A 22,691-nucleotide genomic window follows, 5' to 3' on the forward strand; every position below is an offset into this window, starting at 1 on the left:
GATGATAACGGTCAGGATTCCGGCTCCGCTTACTTCACTGGTTCAGCGGGCAACTCCAAGGTGAGTTCCATTCTTCCTCGCGGCTGTTTCGCACCAACCAACAGCTCTCTGAGCGCTTAGAAAAGCGTACTATTCCTTTTCAACGTATTGGATATTAAAGCCATGCTATAACACCTGCGCCTCGTTGTCAATTGCCTTTTTTGTAAATGGATGCCTCCTAGGTGGTTGACCGCTATCCCTAGAAGCTCGTTCTCGATTACTCCATCCGCTTTTTTCCAAGTAAAGCGCCGTTTTCCTCGTATAGAGGGAGTTCGATTCTCACAAAATGTGTTACTATAAAAAGGATCTACCCACTATAAATAGACAAGCTTCACATACGAATGAACATTCATAAATAGCATACTGGGGGCAAGTAATGAAAGCATCCTTATTACCAACGATTCTTGGCGGGATCCTAACAATCCTTATATTTCTTCTAGACTATTTAGCATTTAATCTTATTGAAAAATTCCTCATGTTTGCGGCTTTCGTCCTTGTACCTCTTGTAATTTTACTTTTGAACCATGACGAAAAGAATAAACATCAAAGGATTCTTTATAAGGCTATTAAGCTGCTTTATTTTCCCGCAGCACTCCTTGCCTTAGCCTCTGTAATGAGCAGCAAGACATGGACCCCAGGAAGCACGGCCATATCAGGTGTTCTCTCCCTCGGGTGGCTGCTGTTTACCTTGCTGCTCTGCATCTATGGTCTGACCGTTATTGTCAATCACAAGGGGAAAATAGAGGAAATAGCGATTGGCGCGGGGCTCGTTTACTTTTTTATCGGGGGTATTTGGTTCACCCTGTATCAGTATCAATTTCACATGTTCCAAATTAATCCTGACAAACACGGCCTGAGTTCGGTCCATTTTCATTTCTCATCTGCAATCGTTCCGATTTTTATCGGTATGCTGGGTCGGATCATGACTAAGAAAAGCTGGTATCCCTGGATCGTCGCCATCGATATCATTGGACCCATTCTGATCGCTGTCGGTATGATTTTCTCGAAGCCGATTGAGTACATTGGCGTCACCTTGTTCGCCTGTAATATTGCGATTTACACCACTTATCTGCTAGCTTATTTGAGGAAAAACTCTTTACACAATAAGGCTAACTTCTTTTTAGTCATTTCTTGCATCGCCTTTTACACGATTGTCGTTATTTCCTTAAGCTATCCGTTACTGAAAAACCTGTTCTCCCTAACCATACTCGACTTTATTCCGATTTACGGATCACTTTATGCGTTTGGTTTCGTTTTATGCGGGCTGATCGGATGGGTGTTCTTGAAATCTAACGTTCAGAACAGCGGGCAGCACGGGTGATGATCACTGCGTGACTCTGCCTAAGCTTACGAAGGCAAGACAGATCGTCGACAGCCATTGGGCCGCCGACGATCTATTTTTGCCTCTAGTTAGTTATTTCGCCTGCTTCCTCACGATAGAATCATCGCCTTCCAAGAATGGCCATGCCGGGTACTCGACCGGTATGCGGCTGACCTCATCCAGTCTGAGCAATTCATCGCTTGTTAGAACAATCCCGCTTGCCGCAAGGTTATCCTGTAATTGATCGGGTCGTTTGGCACCAATAACGACACTCGTTACGGCTTTCTGATTCAGCACCCAAGCAAGAGCGATCCCGGCTACCGTCGTCTTGCGTGCTGCCGCAATATCCTGAAGCGTATCAATAACCGGAAATACTAGAAGACCTATAAAATTCAATCGAATTTTTTTGTTGACAAAACCTGTAGGAATAATATAAATTAAACCAAAGGAATCTGTTATATTAAATTTAAATGAATACACTGACTGGTTAACCAGAGGCATGCTGATCCTACTAATGTGGGTGAACAAAGTATGCCTCTTTTAGCGTTGTAAAAAATTTATTTAGAGGGAGCATGTTAACTAATATGAATATTCATTTACAGAAAAAGCGGAACGTTTTTCGAAAGCTTCATAAACGGTTGCTTAAAATGGGGCTATGCGCGCTGGTTTTCGTGTCCTTTATCTCCGTAACGGTGCAGGACGCTCAAGCGTCTACGTCGGTGCTGGCGACCACAGATCAACAGGAACTGGATGCACTAAGCATTCAGATCAATCAGAGCAACAGTTATCCTTTGCTGAAAGCCCAAGCCAAGGCGGCGTACAAGCTCGCCTACGGCGGCTCATTGAGCCTAGAAGCGGAGAGCCGTCTCAATAACGCAATCAACGAGCTCGCGTTCAGCGCAATTCAGAAAGCGGTCAACAACGATCCGTATTTCCCCAAAGTATATTGGTTAAACACCCCGCCACGCAGTTGGCTTGGTCTGAACGTGCCGGGAGGACGGTATTCTTATGATAACCCGGACAATATTTACCGTACCATCCCGATTGACGGCTCGTCCAAGTACATCATTCGTGGAAAACGTACTTTTCCGGGTCCTACCGATGTAACGTTCTCGCTGATCAGCAACCCCAATTCGCAGCAGACCATCACCTATTTGTCCGGTAAAGATCTAGTAGTGAATGCGGACGGCAGCTACATCATCACTGTAGATAGCAATCCGGCCAATGGACGTACCAACCATATACAGTCCACGAGCGCAGCTGTGCAGTTGTTCGTCCGCAATAACCTTGGCAATTGGAATACCGAAACGCCTGATGCGCTTACGGTAGAGCGGCTGCCCGACGGCATCCAGCGTACGCCCAAGAGTAAGCTGACCATTGCTGCCGAAGCCTGGGCGAATCTACAGGAATCGATTATCGATTATGGTTATGGTGCTTTGGGCATAAAGACTCACACCAATCCGGTGAATACACTGTCCAGTCCGACCTCATCATCCACATTAGGCACGCTGGTCACGCAGGCCAGCTCGTTCGGCCACTTCAAACTGGCGGATGATGAAGCGCTGGTCGCAAGGGTAGTAACCGGAGGAGCAGGTTATGTAGTGTTTCCGGTTACAGACCCGTGGATGGTAACCGTAGATCCTATCCATCATCAATCAAGTCTTAATAACGTTCAGGCAGCGCCAAATGCCGACGGCAGCTATACGTTTGTAGTATCGGTTCAAGACCCGGGCGTAGCCAACTGGATTGACCCTGTAGGGCTGCATGAGGGAACGATTATGGTTCGCTGGCAGAACCTGCCGGATACAACGCCTGCAACAGGTGGACCGTCCGTACAGACACAGGTCGTGAAGCTTGCTGACCTGAGTAGTGTTTTGCCGTCCGATACACGCTACGTGACTCCGGAGCAGCGCAGCCAGCAGTTGGCCGACCGGGTAGCCGGTTACGCACTTCGCTGACAGAGTCTCGCTCTCCACTGGAGAACTTATCAACATAATTACTAACGTTGCTATGAATAAAATTTAAAGCCCAAGGAGGTTCTCCTTGGGCCTATTTATGATAGGCACTGCGCTTTCCCAGAGCGCCGTCAACTCCGGAAACACAAAGGCCTCATGATGCTAGAACCAACCCGGAGTGTTACCTGCCCAGCTCCGATCCTATGGTCCGCATGCTGCAAATACAGCCTCCTGCAAGCTTTTCCTCAAAAACCTTGCCCTACTTATGATACCGCTCACCGCGAAGTCTGTAACGGCAAGTTGTAGCAAGGTAGATTACAGTAAATACATCCATACGTATTTAGAGGATTTTATTAAAGCAATATCGAACATGATATTTCTGTGCAAGGATTGCAAGGTACCATTTCCCGCCATCCCCTATAATTCAATCTTGAAAGGAGGAATCTGAATGGATTGGCTGGACCGCATGAATAACGCAATGGAATATGTGGAAACACACTTGTCTGAAGAAATTCATTACGATCAAGTAGCTAGAATCGCCTGCTGTTCCACTTACCATTTCCAGCGGATGTTTCCGTTTATCACCGGTGTACCGCTTTCAGAGTACATTCGGCGCAGGCGGCTGACCCTTGCCGCTTTCGAACTACAGCAAAGCGGTACAAAGGTCATCGACACCGCTTTGAAGTACGGGTACGAATCACCCGAGGCATTTTCCAGAGCGTTCAAAAAAATGCATGGTGTGATGCCCATGTCAGCGCGCGACAAAGGCGTTTCACTCAAAGCCTATCCTCGGTTATCCTTTCATATTTCAATTCGGGGAGATGTGGAAATGAACTATAGAATCGAGGAAAAACAAGCTTTTGAAATGTTCGGCGTTGCGACTGTAATCAATGACGCTGGAGATCCATTTGAACAACCGTTTGTTGAAATACCTGCATTTTGGACCAAGTGTGTTGCCGATGGAACCGTCGATCGAATTCGTGCCGCCGCGGGATTGGGGGAAAATGGCCAGCTTCATTCGGTATTGTACAATAACCATGGCGGGAAATTTTCCTATATGATCGGTTACTTTTTACCCCAAAGCGGCTTGCCGGGAGAGTTTGAAAAGCTTCATATCCCCCCTCAGACTTACGCGATTTTCGCGACTGGCCTCTACCCTGACGGACAGAGCGGTATTCATGAATTGTGGAGGCGTATTTGGGGGGAGTGGTTTCCGAGCTCTAATTACGAATTCGCAAACGGTCCCGAGTTTGAAATGACTTACGATCGCGGTAACGACATGTATGAAATGGAAGTCTGGATTCCTGTCGTTAACAAGTCTGCATCTTAGAACAAAGAGCAACACGGGTGACTGCCACTTCGTGTTGCTCTTTTCATGCGTATGCTTTCATTCAGTAATCGCGCGCTGCATCGAACCAGCGTTGAGCCATCTCCTCAGTTATAGGCCGGCCAATCAGGTGGTCAGACTGGCTGAGCTGCCATACCGCTTCACCAAGGTCTTCCCGTTCGGTGGTTTCGATGCCTTTGAGGGTATTGAAGCGCACGGTGAAAGCGGTAATGGCTGCCTCGGCATCGGCCAAGCTGCGGGCCCCTGCTAAGGCTGCCTTTGCAACATTGTAAGCTTCGTTAGCCGGCTTGGCCAGATGTTTAGGCCAGGCCGAGAACGGACTGCCGAACTCGGTCGTCCACCACTCAGGCTTTCGTAATTGGCTCACTGAAGCATAGCCGGTCCACGGGCGGGTTTTAGCTCGTGTTTTCATTTGCTGCCTTAGATGCTTGCCAGCGATCTCTTCCACATTGTAAGCGATAAATCTGTCAAGCAGCGGCCACGCGCTCAATGCCGGCAAGTCTCCCAGAGCAGGCATGAAGCGCAGCTCCAGATTCGTTAACCGGACATGACGAGCCAATAAGTCCAAGTCGCAGAAGTTCCCCCACAAACTCAGTGAGTTAAGGTTTGGGAACCGGTCTAGACACTCCAACGAGATGGGCTGTCCCAGCGGTGCGTTGTGGAGCGTCAGGCTCGTTACCTGTTGCAACTCACCCAGGTCGGGCAGCAAGAAAGGGGTATCATTCTTGCGCCGGCTGGTGCGCGGCGATAGAGTCAGAGAAGACGGCATATCGCCAGCGGCCGAGAAGCGTGACAGATCGCCGGACACACTCAGGCGGAAATCCCCCTTCGGAAGCTTCAGGCCTAGAAGCCCACATGACGGGTCCAACTCGATATGCAAGCCATGCAAATGGGACTGACTGGCATCCACCAGCGTATCTGCAGACAGGATTGGAGTCCATGTCATCTCTTCAATGGGACGTTTCTGCGCCCAGTCAAAGAAGCCTGCGTCACTGCCTTTATAATGCAGAAATCGCGGCCAGGGAGAGCCCGCCGGCGTGGCAAAGACATCGAATACAGTCCAATCGATTTGCGCATCAGGGGCGACATGAAGGTCTGCCTTCTTCCCCAATTGCGGCGGTCCAATGGATAGACTGCCCACGCCGGGCTTAATAACAAGGGTGTGACTACGAGTACCTGTCAGGTCGATAGGATACCGGCCAGCTTCTCTAACAGAACCAGCGGAAGGACGAGCTTGGTTATCATCTGGCATTTCTATCATCCTTTCTTCTATTACATATCAAGTCATTTCGGCAAGTGCAGAAATTGGTTCATGCCATGCGTGGTTTCCTTGACGACTGAGCTTACATCACCGGTTCTCCGTAACAACTATAGGGCGCATTCAATTAGGAACGGTAACGAAAAGCATGCTCCCCTAGAGGCCGCAAGGCTTACATCCTCCTTAATCTCGGCCATCTCATTAAATCGGAACCTAGCAGACGGTCAGAGTTCCCGCAAGCGGATGCTTCTACTCCGCCGCTTCCGCCAACCATACTTGCATAGCCGGAGATTCCGCCCGATTCAAACGCAGGGCGATTTCGGTATTGATCTCATCCGGCGGCATGACTTCGACAAGGACGCATACGGACTCTCGCGGTTGATTCAAGGCAAACACGCCTTCATCATCGAGCATTTTCATCGCCAGCTCCATGGCCTTCAACCTCACATCAAACTCGCGATTCCTTTCGTCATTCTCAAGATCCGCAATGAAAGGACGCTCGATAAATCGTTGTTTAACGTGATCGAAGTTCTCATCCCCGAAACAACAATAGGGCGAATCGGCATAGGACCATTTGATGAGTTCCGCAATCGTCGATCCCGGTGTGCCGCTTTCGTCTCCTTGGCTGGCCGATTCCGTCTCCAAAGCTTCCCACGACCAGGCGGAGATACTTGGCGCATGTCCCTCGCCAGTCGTATACAGCGTACAGTAATAGTAGCTTTCGCCATTTTCAAAAAGAGCGCGAAAAGACGTTCTGGCCGCATCGGCGATCTCTATCGCCAGCGTCTCTATTTCTTGCATCGGCTTCATGACAATGGCCCTCCTTTCCGTTAGTCGATCAGCTCAGGGCTAACCCCTGGCTACAATCAAGTCTGCGCAATATGCCTGAAGGCCGTCGAATTAATCGGCGGCCTGGTTGTGTGATTAACTATTATCAATGGGATTGAAAACCCAATTTCATTAAAGATTGTTGTATTTCCTGGTCTGCTTTACTTTTGAAAGTCGCAAACTCCACGGAAGATAAAGAACTTGGAAGTTTCTGATTGATGAAGGAATCATAATCGATTGCCGTTCTGAGAATGCTAAGCTTGTGCAGCAAAGGCAGTCGCTCCATTCCCATCAAACGAGTCAAGCCTTTACAATTCCTGATAGCTAGCTCCTCCAGTGCCTTCATTTCCCGGTCAAAGCTGATTTCTTGCAGCTTGATCTGATCCTCAATAACCAGTCTCTTCAGCGCTTGAAAGGCCGTAATATTGGTCAGGTCATGAAAGCCGCGCACTCTACTGATCTCCAGGTTCTCGATTGCATTCTCTTCAATTTCCTGAATATGCTCGCGGCCTCCAAGCAAAATGCGAAGGTGCTTCAGCTTCCTCAGCCGGTTAATAAAATGTAACGGCAGTTTGCTGATCGAATGCAGCGCGAGATAGTTCAAGTCCTCCAGATAACCGATAGCATCAAGGTTTTTAACCTTGCCCCCTACATGCAACTCTTCCAAATAAGGGAACTCTTTAAAATATTGCAGGTTGAGGATCTTCTTATCCGAGATAATGTTTAAAATTTTTAGAGAGCGCAGCGTATCAATCCCTAGAATTTCCGAATTCTCCAGCTCGTATATGCCCAAGCTCAAACTGCACAGGTTATCCAGCCCGGCCAATGCTTCGGTGTTATGTGCTTGGAGGAGACAATTGAGCTGCAGCATTTTGACATGGGGAATCCGCAAGAGAGTATGACAATCAAAAGACAGGGAATAGTGGGCGTAGAAACGGACTCCGAAGTCCTCATCCCAGCGCGCGCAAAGCTCATCCACTTCTTCCAATATGGAGCCATAAAACTCCGGGTGAGAGAACTGGACAATGACTTGGTTGCCGGCGCGCAAGTCCTGCTCAATCTGAAAATGGTCCAGCGTAACAGGATTATTGATCAGAATCCTTCTTTTCCATATCTTACGCATTCGTAAACCCTCCTACTTGCCATCGATCACAAGTCCATATTTACTGAAAATCCACGATTTTCTCAAGTCGTCAATCGCATCATGACTTATACGCACAGAAGGCTTTTGCTCCTTCATAGCATCTGCGTCATGCGCCGAGAAGCGAAGCGGCTTTGTCATTTTTTTAATAGAGCCCGTCATTTCACTGAAAAACGTATAGGTTAACGGCTTATGGTCCCGGATATCCTCATAGATATAATACTTCCCTTGTTCATCTTCCAAATCAATTTGAAAGCCTTTAGGAAATGAAAGCAAGATACACGGCAGTTCATCCTCTGCCCACTGTCCGCAATATGGAAAATGGACACCTTCATTTCTCGCAAAAAATCCGGAGCTTTCATGATCAGACGCAACAGAAATGGAATAAACAAAGAAGGGGTGATAATCGTTCCTTTTTTCCACTGCCGTAAAATACTCATAAAATTCCTGATACGCCTCATACACCTGATTCTGATCATGTTCTGTCCGGGCATAATTGGTAAGATGAAATTGCGCTTGCTTATGTTCAAAAAGCTTCAAAATGCTTTTAAACTCTTCCGGACTTATGAAAAATTTAAGCTTATAAAATCCGCTGTTCTTTAATTTATCCATTGCTGGTTCACCCCCCCTCTTCATCACCTCTATCTAAAGCGAGGAAGCGTGCGTATACCGCTCATGTATTGTCAAAATTCATATTTCTCGAATCGTTCTCTGAGAGTTTCTTCGTGCGGTATCCACTCCCAATCACTCCACAAAGACATTCCCACGAGTTCCGACAGCTTATCTACAGCTTGTGCCGGACTCGTAATGCTAATGAAGCCGTCAAAATCCTCATTACGGATATCCAACGCCTTCTGCAGGTAGTCATCATTAAGACGTTCTTCTTGGAGTTGTTCATATTCATCCCTTGTCCACTGTTCACAAAAGATTCTTTCGGCCTGGATGTCTCCATTCTCGAAAAACGACAACTCGAATAACTCCTCATTCATATATGCGGCGGTCATCACTGGCTCCTCGATAAGCCGGGACAACGTCCGGCCGATCTTCTTCACCGTACCCCATACAAAATAATCGTGGAGCACGCTGATCCACTTCTCGTTGCTTTTGCTTATGTACATGACGACTTTGATCTCTGAAACCTCATTATTTGGCTTGCCTAATACTTCGCTATGCGCTGCGCTTAGCTCTCTTAATGCTTCGACAGTCTTCTCAAGGTTGCTTGACTTGATATGCAAATTTGCGAATGATCTTCCCACGAGATGGCCTCCTCTAATCGCTTTCTTACTCAGCCTGATTTTTGATTATATCCTTATATTAGTTTTATGTATGTATCTTATTTCCATTATAGTGTTCATTTTTCCTGAGTCTACCTACTTTTCATCTGAATTTTGGAAATGACCTTGCGAGGGTAGAGATATAGCCTTGTACGTTTAGCACAATCTCCAGCTCCTTCCCTGCGCGCTTCGATCCCTTGTTAAAATAAAAGGGGTGCCCCTCCGTCATTTTATGACTTTTGGGACACCCTTTGTTGAAATATTCCCTTTTCTTTTAAAGCAACTTAATCAGCTCTTCTAGCTCATCAACCAATACTTTTGCAAGTTCAAAATTAGTATCTTTTAAAGCCAACTCTATTTTCATTTCAACTGATTTTTTATTTTGTTCCGCTTCCAAATAGTCTCTATCAAAATGACTAGCATAAATCATCTTTCTAAATTTTCGCATACTCATTTTTCTAATCGTCTTATCGTCAATGATTAAAACATAATCCATCCCATTTACCACAGAATAGAAATCATGAGAAATCATAAGAATCGCACCTTTATATTCTTCAATGGCTTTCTCCAGTGCTAGTTGTGTATAGGTGTCTAAGTGGCTTGTCGGTTCATCGAGGAGCAATACGTTTGCTTTGCTGGCAGCAACTTTAGCCAATTGAAGCATATTTTTTTCTCCACCAGATAACGATGCTATCTTTTGATTAACGATTTCACCTTCAAAGCCATAGTTTGAAAGATACGATCTAACATCGTCATACGTTTTAAATCCAGCATCGATGAATTCTTCTAGTATTGTATTAGCATCATTTAGAACTTCGCCTTGATTCTGAGATAAATAAGCCACTTTAACATCAGCATTTATTTCAATTGAATCATGATTATTTCTAAAGATATCTCGGAGTAAAGTCGTTTTCCCCGTACCGTTCGCACCGATAATAGCTACTTTATCCGTAGATTTTATCTCAAAGTTAACATGGTCTAAAAGCAGCTCATCAAAAGCAACACTATAATTAGTAACAGTTACAACAACGGTGTCTTCCATTTCATTATCAATATCCAAACGGATATTCGGTTGCTTAATATCTACGAAAGGTGCTTTAATTCTACGCGCTTCCAGTCGTTCTTGAAATTTAACTCTAGCTTTGAGCGCTCTCCCTCTGGATGCTTCTGAATTATACGTGGCGATATGTCTAAGATTATCGATGATACTCTCGTTTCTCTCAATTTCTTCTCCCTCAGCGATGGTGAGTTCTTGTAACTCAATTTTAGTCTGAAGTAATGAGAAATTATAATCGATATATCGCCCATCGAACTCTTGGATCTCCATGTTCTCAAGGTGTAAGATTTTGTTGAAACAATGATTCAATAGATATCGGTTGTGCGTAACAACTAGCAGTATTCCTTTGTGAGAATTAATAAGATTTTTAAGCGCATTTAGGTTTTCAAAGTCTAAAAACACATCTGGTTCGTCCATAATCATTAAATCTGGTCTACTAAGCATTTCCTTCATCACTTGAATAAGTTTGAATTCCCCACCACTCAGAGCGGATACCTTGAGATCTTTTAGCTTCATGAGGTTTGCTAGATTTAATTTCTTATTAATGTTGCTTTCAAAATCATCCCCACCGATTGAATCAAATGCGTCTAAAGCTAATTGATACTTTTCTAATAACGAATCAATATCCGAAGATGTTTCCATTTCCGTACAAATAGATGTTATTTCATTTTGTAGCTTAATAAATTCTTCCCCTATATATTCAAAAACTGTTGTATCTTTAGTTTTGTCTAGCTGTGAGAATTGACTTACATACCCAATTGTGCAAGTCGGGTCTATTTCTAACCTGCCCTCGAACATATATCTTTCCGGATCCATCAGTATATCTATCAATGTACTTTTCCCGCTACCGCTTGTTCCTATAAAAGCGCAATGTTGTGCCTCTTCAAGCGTAAATGAAATGTTGTTATATAGTTCTTTTTGCGGAAATGAGAAGGATAAGTTATCAACTTTTATCATAGTATTACCTTTCTTTATAGCTAAAATAGTGACTATTATTAGATGTACTGCAAAACATAGGTTTTGAGTTTACCGTTGTTAGAGTAACACTGTTTACAGCCAACTTCAATTTATTTGTATCCTATCCCTCGGGGTCAAAGTTCTATGTTATCTCCTGACGGATAACCAACGGAATAGATGGGGAAGCTTTTGGGCAGCCTACAGGGGTGAACTGAAAAGCCTTGTTGACTGCTCGTGTAAACGCCTCTTGTGATGATATGGTTAACCGTAATGTATCTAAACACAAAGTTCATTTTGACCACAAAATATATATCAGCATATAAAGACAAAGCCACTCCTGCCATGGTCAAGACCCCAAATAGCGGACAAATGAAATAAACCCCTACTGGATAAGCTGATGACGGTACTGAACCGGAGTCTGCTTATTCAGCTTTTGTTGTGGCCGATGATGATTGTAAAAATAGATGTAATTTGCAATTCTGCTTTGTGCCTCTTCAACAAATCGTATATCATAAGGATAGAGAGCCTCCGTTTTGAGATGGGAGAAAAAGCTCTCCATAGAGGCATTGTCGTAACAATTGCCTCGGCGAGACATGCTGATCTGGGCGCCAACCTGTGGCAGCATGTCGTGGTAATCGCGGGACGTGTACTGGAATCCCTGATCGCTGTGAACGATCAGGCCGGTCACGTCCTTCCGTGTTTCAAAGGCCTTAGTGAATGTATTGAGAACCAATTGGTTGTCGTTACGCAGACTCATCTCGTAAGCCACAATCTCGTTTTGACACAAGTCCTTTATTGCAGACAGATAGAATTTGGTATCGCTAATACGGTACTGAGTCACGTCCGTTACCCACTTCTGATTGGGCCTGTCAGCGTTAAAATCCCGTCCTACTAGATTTTCAGCAACTCGAAGACCAATGGTGGAATGATGAATATGGCGGTACTTACGACGAATTCTGGCCCGTAAACCCAATTGCTTCATCAAGCTGTAAACTCGCTTGTGGTTCATCCATACGCCGTAATCCTGTAAAAGGAACAATTGAATTTGGCGGTAGCCGTAGATCCCTTTGTAGCAATAATAGGTATCGTAGATCAGTTGCTTGGAAAACGCATCTTGATCCATCCTTTTTCGGACGAGGTAGGCATAGAATACGATATTTCTCTGGTACACCTCCTGCTTCGTAATCTCCAACCACTTTTTTAGGACAGCATTCTCCAACTCCAATCGCTTCACATAACGGTCTTGGTCCACGTATTCTTTTCGCTTTCCTCGCGTATCCATGAGGCCGTACTCTCCTAATTGATTGTATCTTCTCATCCAAATTTTCAATCGGTCGATGTCGGTAATGCCTAGTACTTCCGCTATTTTTTTCTTGGTTATCCCTTGTAGTCGCATTTCAATGGCCTTCTTTTTTAATTCAAAGCTGTAGGTTTGAAGCTTTTGTCCTTTTCTTACTGGCATAAAAAATGCACCCCTTAGAATTCATCGGAATAACCAAGGGTTTTTCCAATGTCTATTCTAAGGGGTGCACTTCACTCCACCAATGGAGTGGTTTCTTTGGATAGAACTTCTCTTTTACACTATGTATTTAAGAACCTCATCATCCCAAACCTGAGCCTCTATGTATCTTTCTGGAGCTAGACTGCCATCACAATTCCAAACTTGGGGTAAACCGTAGAGTTCAAGTAGTCTTGGTAGCTCCTCAAATGTAAAAACTTGCCCCCTATATGGTTTTCCATCTTGTACTCGCATTGCTGGAAATGAGTCACCATATGTAAAACTGATTGAGTTTAAATTCAGATTCTCAATCGCTATTTGCAAGCTTCCACCATCTTTGTACCATCCCTTTAGCCAATCGCATGAACCTAAAGTCATGTAATGAGGAAATGATTTCTTAGGTATACCGCCTTTATCTATAAACAATTGTCTAATCCTACGCTCTAACTCAATCCTCAACTCGATATAGTTTGCTTGTCTTTTACTTGCAAACGATTGATTTAGTTGTCGAATATTTGATAATATGCCCTCAGCTTGGTTGACTGGTAAGCTAGAAAGATTCTTAAAAGCTCCAACTGATTGTTCGTAATAATGAAACAGATAATTTGGAACATTGTTATCTACCAAGACATACACAACCTTTTCATAAAATCGTGCTTTCGTTTATTAGCTTTGCAAGGCTATAACCTTTTTAGTACCAATATCTAATATCCTAATGAGTTTGTGCTTACTTATGATACGGTTCAGCGTATCTCAAATAGGGCGAAATTTTGTGCGGATAATTCCGCAATACAACTTACATTTCAGAAGCTGTCCGAAGGATTCGGTAGGGTCCTATCATATCCGTTAGGCTTATACTGAAGTTCAAACACTACAAACTCTGGTCTCACTTGGAAGCAAACCGTTTGGCAAACGTTACGCGCACGACAACGCCTAGGTTAACCATAAAGATTGGCCAACCGATGGATTGGTGCAATACGAGAGCCGAGAGAAGCAGGCCGAAGGAGTTGCAATTGTCCAACCGCTGCTATACCTCCCTGAGCAAGACCGCGATACCAAAACACGAAACCAATAAATATGCTGAATATCGAAACATAAGCTAGGCTTAAGCAGGATGCTACCTGGATGTTTCCCATGACTCAGGCATGCTGTACAAGGTAAGTACAAGCATCAGGGGGAACGAAATGAGAAGCGCCCAAGAGATGACTTGCCATCCTCCGAGTCTTCTAGAGAGACGAGCACCTTCCGCATATCCATATCCACATATAATTGTAGAAGATAGCATGAGTCCATCACCAAGCGGCGAAGAGGCAGCGCCATTAGCTAGAGCAAATCCTGCTACAAGGAAACTCCCTAACGCGGATAATACCCAAGGGTTTCGAACGAAAAGAGCTTATGATAATAAATATACTTTTTTCTATACAAATTAATTAGTTTTCTTCTTGATATGATTTCAATACGCTAATATAAATTTCGTCAATTCTTCCCGAATTCAACTCAGGAAAAATCCTCTTAATAACATTTTTCTGGCTTTTAGATGCCCGCTCATTCGGAAGTTTATCACCTTGATAATGTTTGAAAAACCTTCCTAAAATTTCTTTCGCGAAATTATATTCATATCCCGATAAGTTGTTTAACCTTCTTGTGTTTATATCAATTCTAGGAAGGAGATATGCAATGGAAACCAACAACTTCCACATTTCATTTACTGTATCTTCAATATCCCCTACTGTGGATTCGACGCTACTTGTATTGCTATCCGCATTGTCAGCGCTATATTCAATATCGCTAAGACTCTTGTTAATGTTTTGTTCAAAGTCTTTAAATGTCGAAAGTAATCTATTGGTTTCGTCCACTAAAACATGTCTCGTCTGAATAATCTGTTCTTCAAGCCCATTGGATACTTCTTTAAAGCTTGATATGAATTTCTCCTTTTCAGTCTCCATAAACAATGATAAAAGCTCATTCGGATATAACGATTTCTTTTGACCGTCTCCCCTAATCCGATATGTTCCTTTGTTTGTGCAATAAGGCTTGAACTCCCCAGAAAGTATATTAATCACATATATGTCTTTTCCATCAATTTCTTCGCTACTAATATCTACGTTAATAGGTGGACGACAACTGTTTGCTTTATCAAGTATTGTTAATCTACCTTTATCGTCCACCTTGCATCCTGCCAACTCGCCTACTTGTTTTCCCGATGCATCTTTAGAATCTTTTACACCAATTAATATAATGCCGCCTAATTTAGAATTTGCAAAAGCAACTAAATCTTCGGGTTCAAGTCCAACGAGTGATTCTTTGAATTCGACCTCATAGCCTTCTTCTTTATTAATCATTCCAAGAATTTCGTCTAGTCTAGACAAGTTAATCATTCCTTTTAGTTTGTAATTCACTCTCGACTTCTCTTAAAGACCTTCATAGGAAACTTAGCATTAAATACTCTCAGTAAGTCCCCGAATTTGCGGAATGTGATCTCACGCCACCTAGCACCCAAATCCACAAATAGAATGTCTTTACGACTGGAAAAGCGCATCGGCTTAGATCGTCTATCCAAGCAGTTGAAATCTGCCTTCGGCACGAAAAAAATGAACCCGAGAGACAAGAAAGCTGGTTTGTCCTCGGGAGGTGACAGAGATGAGTGAAGTATTGAAAATGTATGAGCAATTCGTAACGGAAGAAAACCTCCTATGCAGACGTGTTGAAACGCTCGACATTATACAATCCTACATTCTTCATACTGTGTTCACAAGCATGGCCCTGAACTGGACACATTAATTGTTGAAGATGTGCTGATGTCGATTCATCGGATACAACAAGATCTGCAAACGGAGCTAATTCATGTTGGATTGGTAAAAAGTGTAATAGTAAGCAGGCAATTTACAAAAAGCCGCTGGAGCAAGAGCTGCAACGACTGGAAAAGGAACTGGCTGATATTGACCGTAAAAGGGACAAGTATTACAAACTCTATGAAAAATATGTATTAGAGCCTACAGCGCTTAAGTCTAGAATAACTGAACTATCCGAGTATAGGTACCGAATAGAGCAACAGTATACTATATTGCAGCAACGTGAGCAATACGGCCCCAGTATCTGCTGGGATGGTTAAAGAGCTACTGACATCCTTTAGTACCGTTTTCGAGAACATCGGCCACGAGAAGCGTAAACAGCTTGTACATTCGATTGATAAAGAAAATCACAGTGACTGAGGATAGAAGGATAGACCAAGTCACCCTGTGCCTAAACCACTCCCTGTCTATTCAATATTGAATAGGACACGGTGTTCTAGATGAGAATGAAATTGAGGGAGACATTTTAGTTGCCCCTTCATATTAATTGAAGTACAACTTATGAGTAAATTTCTATTAAATTACCTAGTACTAAATCACCAATACTCAATAGCTCAATTCTTGGAGAACATTTATATGCAAAATCTCGAGCTGAACTTGTATACCCCGAACTAGTTATAATTAATCCTCCGTCCGCATGGTACGCATGAACTGCTCCTAATAACTGCTGAACTTTCATAACAGTTATATTGTTATTGGGGGCAAACTTTTTTACATCAACAAGAACCTCTCCCCTAGAAGGGGTTTGTATAATAAAGTCATAGCCATAATCCTTACTTCCTATCCTTTCTACTCGAAACCCTTTCTTAATAAACCACTTAAATATAACTTCCTCGAATTGTTTCCCGTCAATATTTTGCAGACTTTCGGGAACCCAATATAATTTATCAATTACTTGATTTACATCGCTTTCTAAAAAATCATCACCTTGCTTATCTGTTAGAGTCCCCTTATTAAGGCGTTCCATGTACCTCATTATCTCTACAACAATGTTATCGTTATCCCATCTAATGTAAAGATAGTTTTTCAAGTGGGCTGGAAATTCTATTTCATCGTAACTGATCAATATTATTGGCTTACCTAAGCCAATTGCATAACCAAGTTCTAAGAAGACTTCCGGAATACTACTGTCTATTATCGAGATAAAAACATCACACTTGCGAATATAGCTCAATAACTCACCCGTAATGTCTTCATTACCAATATAACTATAACGATTGTTAACAATCTCAATTTTGAAATTCTCTAGTTGTTTATACAAATTTTCCAATAAATACGAGTTCGAATTTCGATATGAATGAGAAATAAAAGCTTTCATGGCTTAATTACCTCCAATGCTCTACTAAGTGCCCAAAAGTCATACAAGGTGCTTTGTAGCTCATTCTCTTCCTGCCTACTATCTGAGCCATACTTAGTTAAGCTATCAAGCATTGCCTTACTTGTGTCAAACTTCTCTCTTAACATTTTATTGATTTGAACCTGTGTATTTTCTACCGCCGATTGACTTTTCTCTACTAAATTCTCATTAGAAACTCCAAAATAAGCTCGCTTTAACTGGATACTCCAACAGATTGTTGTTTTATGTCTCACTCTACTAACTGTTGGTTTATATGTAGGAATCCCTAAATTATCAAATAGAACATTAAAAATCTCCTGCATCTCTGTACCAGTCCATGTAATAGCGCCTAACTCCAGTTTAGGTAAACTTTCCATATCATAAATAAACAAACATCCATTGTCACTTAATCTAAGCAACGACTCGACATATAGGCGCGATAGAATATGTACATTAATTTCATGAACAGTATTTGTTAATGTAATAAAATCGAAAGACTGGTCCCTAGTATAAATTACTGGGTAATTGCCTATATCACCAACCTCTACTCTTAAAGACTTAAACCCCAATGATTCTGCTTTCTTTTGTGTCAATGTGACAAAGTCAGATTGAACATCATATGCACAGTAAGAAATTTTAGAGCGTGAACCACTATTTATCATGTCGTCTAGATGATAAATAAGCTGCCCTCTTCCACAACAGAGGTCTAACCAAGAAAAGTTATCAAGGCGAGGGTCCTCTACAATATTCTGAATTAAGGTCAGAGCGGCTTGATGCTGTGGTAGTATCCGCTCCTTATCAAGTACCGCATCCGAGTCGTTTATAACAGTCATTAGAACCTCCGTATATGAAATATACAGTGTATAATAAGTACCCATTCACCTAATTCTACACAAAATAGCCTCTTCCTTCTTTTCAATAAAACCGTTGCCATCACTTGTGGTACGGTTCTCAGTAACATCTATAGAGCGAAGTCGAAGGACACCTGATTGGGTGCCCTTCGCAGCGCTGATAGAAGTTAGGGGGGTGGAGCGCGGTGGTTCAAATCCACAATGGTTCTAATTTATTTAAGCTTTAACAACTTATCACCTTCAATAACGGTTTGTTTAATGAACGCAGACAAGGTCTTAGGATATTTACCTAATCCAGTTGTCAATATAATTTGGTAATCCATAGATTTAAGCTCAGAAATTCTATCCATACATTTATCTAAATTATCTTTATCAATCCCCAGATTTTCAGGTGTATCAACAAGTAAAAACTGAGGGAATGGAATGCGATTCTTAGAGTCCAAAGACATAGCCAAAAGAGTTAAAAAATATAAAAAACGTTTAGGTACATCTGAGCTGGCTTCTCTATAATATCCATCATTTATGACAGGCATGTAATCCTCATTAATCTCTGCGCTTGTTACTCCATTCACAGTCTTCGTCATAAAGCCGTTGTAAATTTCATTAAACTGCTTAATTTGTGCTTGTATTAATAGTTCTATTGCATCCTGTGAATTTCTCACTTTTGTTTGCAGCATATTATAATCATTTTTCGCTTTGTTAAAAGCTCGTTCAATTCCTTCATACTTTTCTATGATTTTAATCCTATTTTCGCTATATTGAATAGCATTCCTTAATTGATATACACGTTCATTCAATTGGAGTAATTCTTGATTATTAGCATTCGTGTGCTGTTCGGCTTCTTTCAATTGGCTTCGAATGCTCTCCAAGTTCAAATGAATTTGCTTAATTACTTGTTGTAAGGATGTAATTTCTTTCCCACATGAATTGATAGCAACGTCTATAGTTTCAACTGATTTTTGTTTTGAACGTAAAATCTCAATATATTCCTGTGAATTATAAAAGAAACGTTCACTTTGTCCTTCTTGTATTTCTGCACCACATAAGCAAACGCCACGGACACGTTCAACTTTATTAAAACAGCAAGGGCATAGGTCTGGAGAAAAAAGATGTAGTGTATTATGAGAAAAAATAATTTTGTTAATATGTGAAACTTCTCTTATTAGTTCTTCTTTCAGTTCAATCAGATCACGCTGTTCAAATGAGACATTGCTAAGATTTGTTTGAACGTCTGCTAGTTCTTGCTCTTTATGAACTAACGATTGACGAAGTTGTTGAATTTGTAGTTCGAATTTTGAAGAATCTGATTTTCTAGTCTTAACATCATTACGCAATAATTGAACTCGTTGAAGTTCCAGTTTATCTTCTGTCAATTTTCTAAGTAGCTCGCTTGAGGGAAGGCTGCTTACGTCATACCCCATCTCAGTAGCCAAAATACCAAAATTATCAAATAATATTTTTTTTGCGTCTCTTTGTTTCTCATACTCCCGTAATTGTCCAAGCATTGCATAATAATCCGAAAATCGATGACCTACCAACAGCTCGAAAATGACTTTACGTACATTAATTGAATCTGAAATAAAACTACCATCTGTTTTATGCTCTTTATATATTTTTTTTGGTTCGGTCCCTTGGTCATAGTGAATAAGACGAAACAAATCCGTAAAATTCACCTTAAAGTGAGACGTGCCTTGCCAAACGTCGACCACTTCAATTCCAAGTTTTTGAAGAAGCCAGTCTGAGTAAGTAGATTGCCCCTCTGGCATATGTTGTCTGTTTAAATACAATGACTCTTCCTTTCCATTCTTGTCTTGGACAATAATCATGTTGTTTTGTTTTTGACCAAAATAACGCTTAATTAAGTAAGGCTCATGATTGATTTCAATTTCAAGTAGCACGAAATTATTAGAATCGTTCTTGACTTCTTTATGGACTTCTGTTTTAGAAAAATTAAACATGTGGACGTAATCGCCAAGTGCATAACAAATTAAAGCACTAAATGTAGATTTTCCTCCACCATTTCCAGCTTCAATAATATTTACGCCATCTGTTAACTTGGGTGAACTATAGGTGTACTTATCGCCATTGTAATGCACTTTATTAATTTTTAATCTTCCCATATTTGTACACCCCTTTTGCGGAACAATTCATCAAGTAATGAGCTTGTTTTCATTGTTCTTATATATGAGAACATGGATTTAATTTGCTTACTGTGTTCACGTTCCATTCGAAATAACTCTGAGGACGAAAACTCTTCTGGAAGGTTTTCAATAGCTAACCACATATCGAATGATTTTCTAGTTTCATTTTTAGACATGGATATAATACCTTTTTGTTGAAGAGCATAGAATAATGAACCTGCCCAATTTTGTCGCAACCGACTTTTTAGGTAGGTTTCTTTCAAATGATTTCTATCGATGGGCGAAGCTATACTATCCCATTCTTTATTGGAAGAAACAATAGAAAATAGTGCATGATTAGACAAAAAAGGAATTAGATAATTTAATTTTGACCATTCTTGTAATCGTTGTTTCTCACTGGTAAAGCCAAGTGTCTGTAAAAAAATTATTGTATTATAAGCGAAATAATAATAATCATCTTCCGCGCTAAACATCATGCGCTTCTTAACGTTCACATTGTCATTCTTTATTTGGTCACTCATTGCACATTCATTTCCTCCTGTCAAAAGCTAAATAACATGAGTTGATTAATTCATAAATCGTATCACGAACAGCATTTTCACTTTTGAAAGGGTAATGATAATCTTTACCCCAATCTTCTAAATGTGAAGTCGCTGAACGAACCAAAATCTCTATCCAGTTATCAACGACTAGCGGCTCAACTGTGGATTGGCGTGTTTGCTTATATACGACTCGTATCAGTTGCTCTTCACAAGATTCAAACACACGATAAAGATATGCACCACGTTCCTGCGGTTGAACTCTCAATAGTTGTTTTTCAATTGAACCAATTTTTCTTGCAAAAAACTCAAAATTTGATTCATCATATTCAGGTGATACATCTTTAATTTTACTGTCAATATTTCGACCATCAAATGGTTTTTCCATCGACTCCCAATCTTCATAACATGGGTCTAATGGTTTTGTAGATGCCACATTGTTACCTATTTCAAGAAATTTTGCTCTTACTGTATCTGCATTAATCATTCGATGAATAGGGTCTTTGAATACTTGTCTTTTTTCAAGCTCTTTATCAAGCGTATCAATAATATACTGCTCTTTCCCAGATATAGTCACAGTATCATACAAGCGACAACTCTTAACTTTTGATAATAAAGTGATTTCAAGTTCGTTTTCGTCTTCCTGATCAAATTTCCAATCAATCTGATTTAGGAATTGAATCCATAATTCATCCGTATATCTCTCAATTGCATCTAAATACCCGGTCTCATTTTTACCTGCATATTGCTTTTTGTAATCATCTAAAATGATGCATTTCAAATAGGGAAGTACCCCATTATAGTCTCTATCCATTAATAGACGCATAAGTTCTTTTTCAGGTAATTCCATCTTATGTTTTTTCAATAACTCAGTTGTGCGTTCATTTGTAATTCCAGTGTTTGTATAAAAGCCAAAACGAATATGCTGTCCATAATGTAAAAAAACATCAAGAAAGCTTACTAAACTATTCTTAACTTCATCTGAGTTTAATGAAAAACATTTTGACTCATAGCTTTTATCGCTCTCTAAATATTCTTTGCTCGTACCATTTCCATCGTTTGAAGTGATATAGACATCCTCAATATACTCACATGCAACAAGTACAGATATATTAGTGGATTTTTCAAGTTCATCAAATATTAACTGGATAGCTCTTAGTCGTTGCAGCCTTTCACCCTTACTTTGTTCACCTACTACCCGACTGATAATACTTCTCTCCATAGGCTTCCATCCTTAAATTATGAATCTTATGCACTATGGCATTTCGACATCATCCTCCATTTTCCTTTTTAATATCCGAAATTCTGGTTCTTAAGGAAGAACACTTACAAATATTAGAACACATGTTCCTATTTTATCATTTTAAAATTAATATTTCTACAAGGAAATCACTCGTTGTAAGTGCTCATCCTGAATCCAAACCCGAATTTTTGAAATCATGCAATTTGGGATCTGCTCACTAGTTGTATTTTTGAATCACTCTTTTCTTCATTTACATCACTCCTCTTATAGAATAAAACACCGTTAAACAACATGGTCATATCCATGGAGGTTTAACGGTGTTTACATATAAAAATATTAAAAAGAAAGTTGAGGTTTTAGGGCTGAGAAAACTTTATAACATGGGATCTGACTACAATGGACGTCTTAGACAGATCTTCTAGAAATTTCGCCCTATTTATGATATGGTTCCCCCCGGTTTATCTTAAACGCCCGATAAACCTGCTCCACCAGCACCAGCCGCATCAACTGATGCGGCAAGGTCATGCGCCCGAACGACAGCTTCGCGTCGGCGCGGCGCAGCACCTCGCTCGACAGGCCGAGCGAGCCGCCAATGACGAAGGCCACCTGGCTGCGCCCGTAGGTGGCCAGCCGGTCGAGCTGCTGCGCCAACTGCTCGCTCGACCAGGTCTCCCCGTCGATGGCCAGCGCCACGACGAACGCGTCCGGGGCGAGCTTGGCCAAGAGCCGCTCGCCTTCTTTCACCCGCACCTGCTGCTCCTCTGCAGGGCTCATGCTCTCCGGTGCCTTCTCATCCGGCACCTCAATCATCTGCACCTTGGCATACGGGCCAAGGCGCTTCACGTACTCGTCGATCCCGTTGACGAGGTATTTTTCTTTCAACTTGCCGATTGTAGCTATCGTGATGTGCATAAGAGCGCTCCTTTTCGTATCCGGTCATGGATTAATCTGACCTTACTTTACCGCAAACAGCCCCTAAATCCAAGCAATCCCTCCACTCCGTGGAAGCCGCCGCTCCAATTCCCGTAAATACACGCCGCCCCACCTGAAAAA

Annotated in this window: 20 protein-coding genes, 1 pseudogene and 1 other annotated feature (1 of these 22 cut by a window edge); of the genes and pseudogenes, 4 read left to right on the plus strand and 17 right to left on the minus strand. The window is 41.8% G+C overall.

Annotated features, from left to right (window positions below; all coding sequences use genetic code 11):
* Positions 1-152 (minus strand) — a binding site (T-box leader); it reaches 115 nt to the left of the window's first position.
* 362 nt (positions 153-514) lie between these two features.
* Positions 515-1,360, plus strand: coding sequence for a YndJ family transporter (locus EDM21_RS14445; protein WP_235918205.1), 846 nt, complete (start codon positions 515-517; stop codon positions 1,358-1,360).
* Positions 1,361-1,453: 93 nt separating this feature from the next.
* On the opposite strand, the gene EDM21_RS14450 is transcribed toward EDM21_RS14445, so the two are convergent.
* Positions 1,454-1,756 carry an aldo/keto reductase gene (locus tag EDM21_RS14450; protein WP_235918190.1) on the minus strand — a complete coding sequence of 101 codons (303 nt, stop codon included), beginning with the start codon at positions 1,754-1,756 and terminating at the stop codon, positions 1,454-1,456.
* A gap of 188 nt (positions 1,757-1,944) precedes the next feature.
* Between EDM21_RS14450 and EDM21_RS14455 the strand changes: the two genes are divergently transcribed.
* Together EDM21_RS14455 and EDM21_RS14460 are read left to right on the plus strand one after the other, a co-directional pair.
* Positions 1,945-3,318 carry a hypothetical protein gene (locus EDM21_RS14455; protein WP_235918191.1) on the plus strand — a complete coding sequence of 458 codons (1,374 nt, stop codon included), beginning with the start codon at positions 1,945-1,947 and terminating at the stop codon, positions 3,316-3,318.
* A 445-nt stretch (positions 3,319-3,763) separates the two neighbouring features.
* Positions 3,764-4,645: an AraC family transcriptional regulator gene (locus EDM21_RS14460; RefSeq protein ID WP_157336431.1), complete on the plus strand. Its 882-nt coding sequence runs from the start codon at positions 3,764-3,766 to the stop codon at positions 4,643-4,645.
* A gap of 61 nt (positions 4,646-4,706) precedes the next feature.
* Here the strand turns inward: EDM21_RS14460 and EDM21_RS14465 are convergent, their stop codons facing one another.
* From EDM21_RS14465 to EDM21_RS14505, 10 genes and pseudogenes are all read right to left on the minus strand, one after another.
* A complete protein-coding gene (locus EDM21_RS14465; protein ID WP_157336433.1) occupies positions 4,707-5,915 on the minus strand; it encodes a hypothetical protein in 1,209 nt (402 codons plus the stop codon).
* Between the two features lie 255 nt (positions 5,916-6,170).
* Complete coding sequence (locus tag EDM21_RS14470) at positions 6,171-6,731, minus strand: DUF4303 domain-containing protein (RefSeq protein ID WP_157336435.1); 561 nt, start codon at positions 6,729-6,731, stop codon at positions 6,171-6,173.
* Between the two features lie 124 nt (positions 6,732-6,855).
* Positions 6,856-7,872: a hypothetical protein gene (locus EDM21_RS14475; RefSeq protein ID WP_157336437.1), complete on the minus strand. Its 1,017-nt coding sequence runs from the start codon at positions 7,870-7,872 to the stop codon at positions 6,856-6,858.
* Positions 7,873-7,884: 12 nt separating this feature from the next.
* A complete protein-coding gene (locus EDM21_RS14480) occupies positions 7,885-8,502 on the minus strand; it encodes a hypothetical protein (protein WP_157336438.1) in 618 nt (205 codons plus the stop codon).
* 71 nt (positions 8,503-8,573) lie between these two features.
* Positions 8,574-9,146: a hypothetical protein gene (locus EDM21_RS14485; RefSeq protein ID WP_166542013.1), complete on the minus strand. Its 573-nt coding sequence runs from the start codon at positions 9,144-9,146 to the stop codon at positions 8,574-8,576.
* A gap of 292 nt (positions 9,147-9,438) precedes the next feature.
* Positions 9,439-11,178 carry an ABC-F family ATP-binding cassette domain-containing protein gene (locus EDM21_RS14490; RefSeq protein ID WP_157336440.1) on the minus strand — a complete coding sequence of 580 codons (1,740 nt, stop codon included), beginning with the start codon at positions 11,176-11,178 and terminating at the stop codon, positions 9,439-9,441.
* A 382-nt stretch (positions 11,179-11,560) separates the two neighbouring features.
* Positions 11,561-12,640: an IS3 family transposase gene (locus EDM21_RS14495; protein WP_157336442.1), complete on the minus strand. Its 1,080-nt coding sequence runs from the start codon at positions 12,638-12,640 to the stop codon at positions 11,561-11,563.
* A gap of 114 nt (positions 12,641-12,754) precedes the next feature.
* The gene (locus EDM21_RS14500) at positions 12,755-13,303 is read right to left on the minus strand and encodes a hypothetical protein (RefSeq protein WP_157336445.1); all 549 of its coding nucleotides are present in this window, start codon (positions 13,301-13,303) and stop codon (positions 12,755-12,757) included.
* Between the two features lie 259 nt (positions 13,304-13,562).
* A pseudogene (locus tag EDM21_RS25385) lies at positions 13,563-14,048 on the minus strand (EamA family transporter); the annotation flags it as partial.
* Positions 14,049-14,106: 58 nt separating this feature from the next.
* Positions 14,107-15,075 (minus strand): RNA-binding domain-containing protein, encoded by a 969-nt coding sequence (locus tag EDM21_RS14505; protein ID WP_157336447.1) that lies wholly within the window; start codon positions 15,073-15,075, stop codon positions 14,107-14,109.
* A gap of 241 nt (positions 15,076-15,316) precedes the next feature.
* Here EDM21_RS14505 and EDM21_RS14510 point away from each other — a divergent pair, with 241 nt between their 5' ends.
* Positions 15,317-15,457 (plus strand): hypothetical protein, encoded by a 141-nt coding sequence (locus EDM21_RS14510; RefSeq protein WP_157336449.1) that lies wholly within the window; start codon positions 15,317-15,319, stop codon positions 15,455-15,457.
* 570 nt (positions 15,458-16,027) lie between these two features.
* On the opposite strand, the gene EDM21_RS14515 is transcribed toward EDM21_RS14510, so the two are convergent.
* From EDM21_RS14515 to rlmH, 6 genes are all read right to left on the minus strand, one after another.
* A complete protein-coding gene (locus EDM21_RS14515) occupies positions 16,028-16,846 on the minus strand; it encodes a restriction endonuclease (RefSeq protein WP_157336451.1) in 819 nt (272 codons plus the stop codon).
* Entirely contained in the window at positions 16,843-17,697 is an 855-nt protein-coding gene (locus EDM21_RS14520) for a class I SAM-dependent methyltransferase (RefSeq protein WP_157336453.1), read from the minus strand. The genes EDM21_RS14515 and EDM21_RS14520 overlap by 4 nt, the downstream gene beginning before the upstream one ends.
* Positions 17,698-17,927: 230 nt before the next feature.
* Positions 17,928-19,835 carry an AAA family ATPase gene (locus EDM21_RS14525; RefSeq protein ID WP_157336455.1) on the minus strand — a complete coding sequence of 636 codons (1,908 nt, stop codon included), beginning with the start codon at positions 19,833-19,835 and terminating at the stop codon, positions 17,928-17,930.
* Positions 19,823-20,377 (minus strand): hypothetical protein, encoded by a 555-nt coding sequence (locus tag EDM21_RS14530; RefSeq protein ID WP_157336457.1) that lies wholly within the window; start codon positions 20,375-20,377, stop codon positions 19,823-19,825. The genes EDM21_RS14525 and EDM21_RS14530 overlap by 13 nt, the downstream gene beginning before the upstream one ends.
* Before the next feature lie 7 nt (positions 20,378-20,384).
* Positions 20,385-21,617, minus strand: a complete 1,233-nt coding sequence (locus EDM21_RS14535) for a hypothetical protein (protein ID WP_157336459.1) — start codon at positions 21,615-21,617, stop codon at positions 20,385-20,387.
* A gap of 453 nt (positions 21,618-22,070) precedes the next feature.
* Positions 22,071-22,550 carry a 23S rRNA (pseudouridine(1915)-N(3))-methyltransferase RlmH gene (rlmH, locus tag EDM21_RS14540; RefSeq protein WP_068776518.1) on the minus strand — a complete coding sequence of 160 codons (480 nt, stop codon included), beginning with the start codon at positions 22,548-22,550 and terminating at the stop codon, positions 22,071-22,073.
* Between the last annotated feature and the right edge of the window lie 141 nt (positions 22,551-22,691).

This window comes from Paenibacillus lutrae, assembly GCF_009757775.1.
GTDB classification, from domain to species: Bacteria; Bacillota; Bacilli; order Paenibacillales; family NBRC-103111; genus Paenibacillus_F; species Paenibacillus_F lutrae.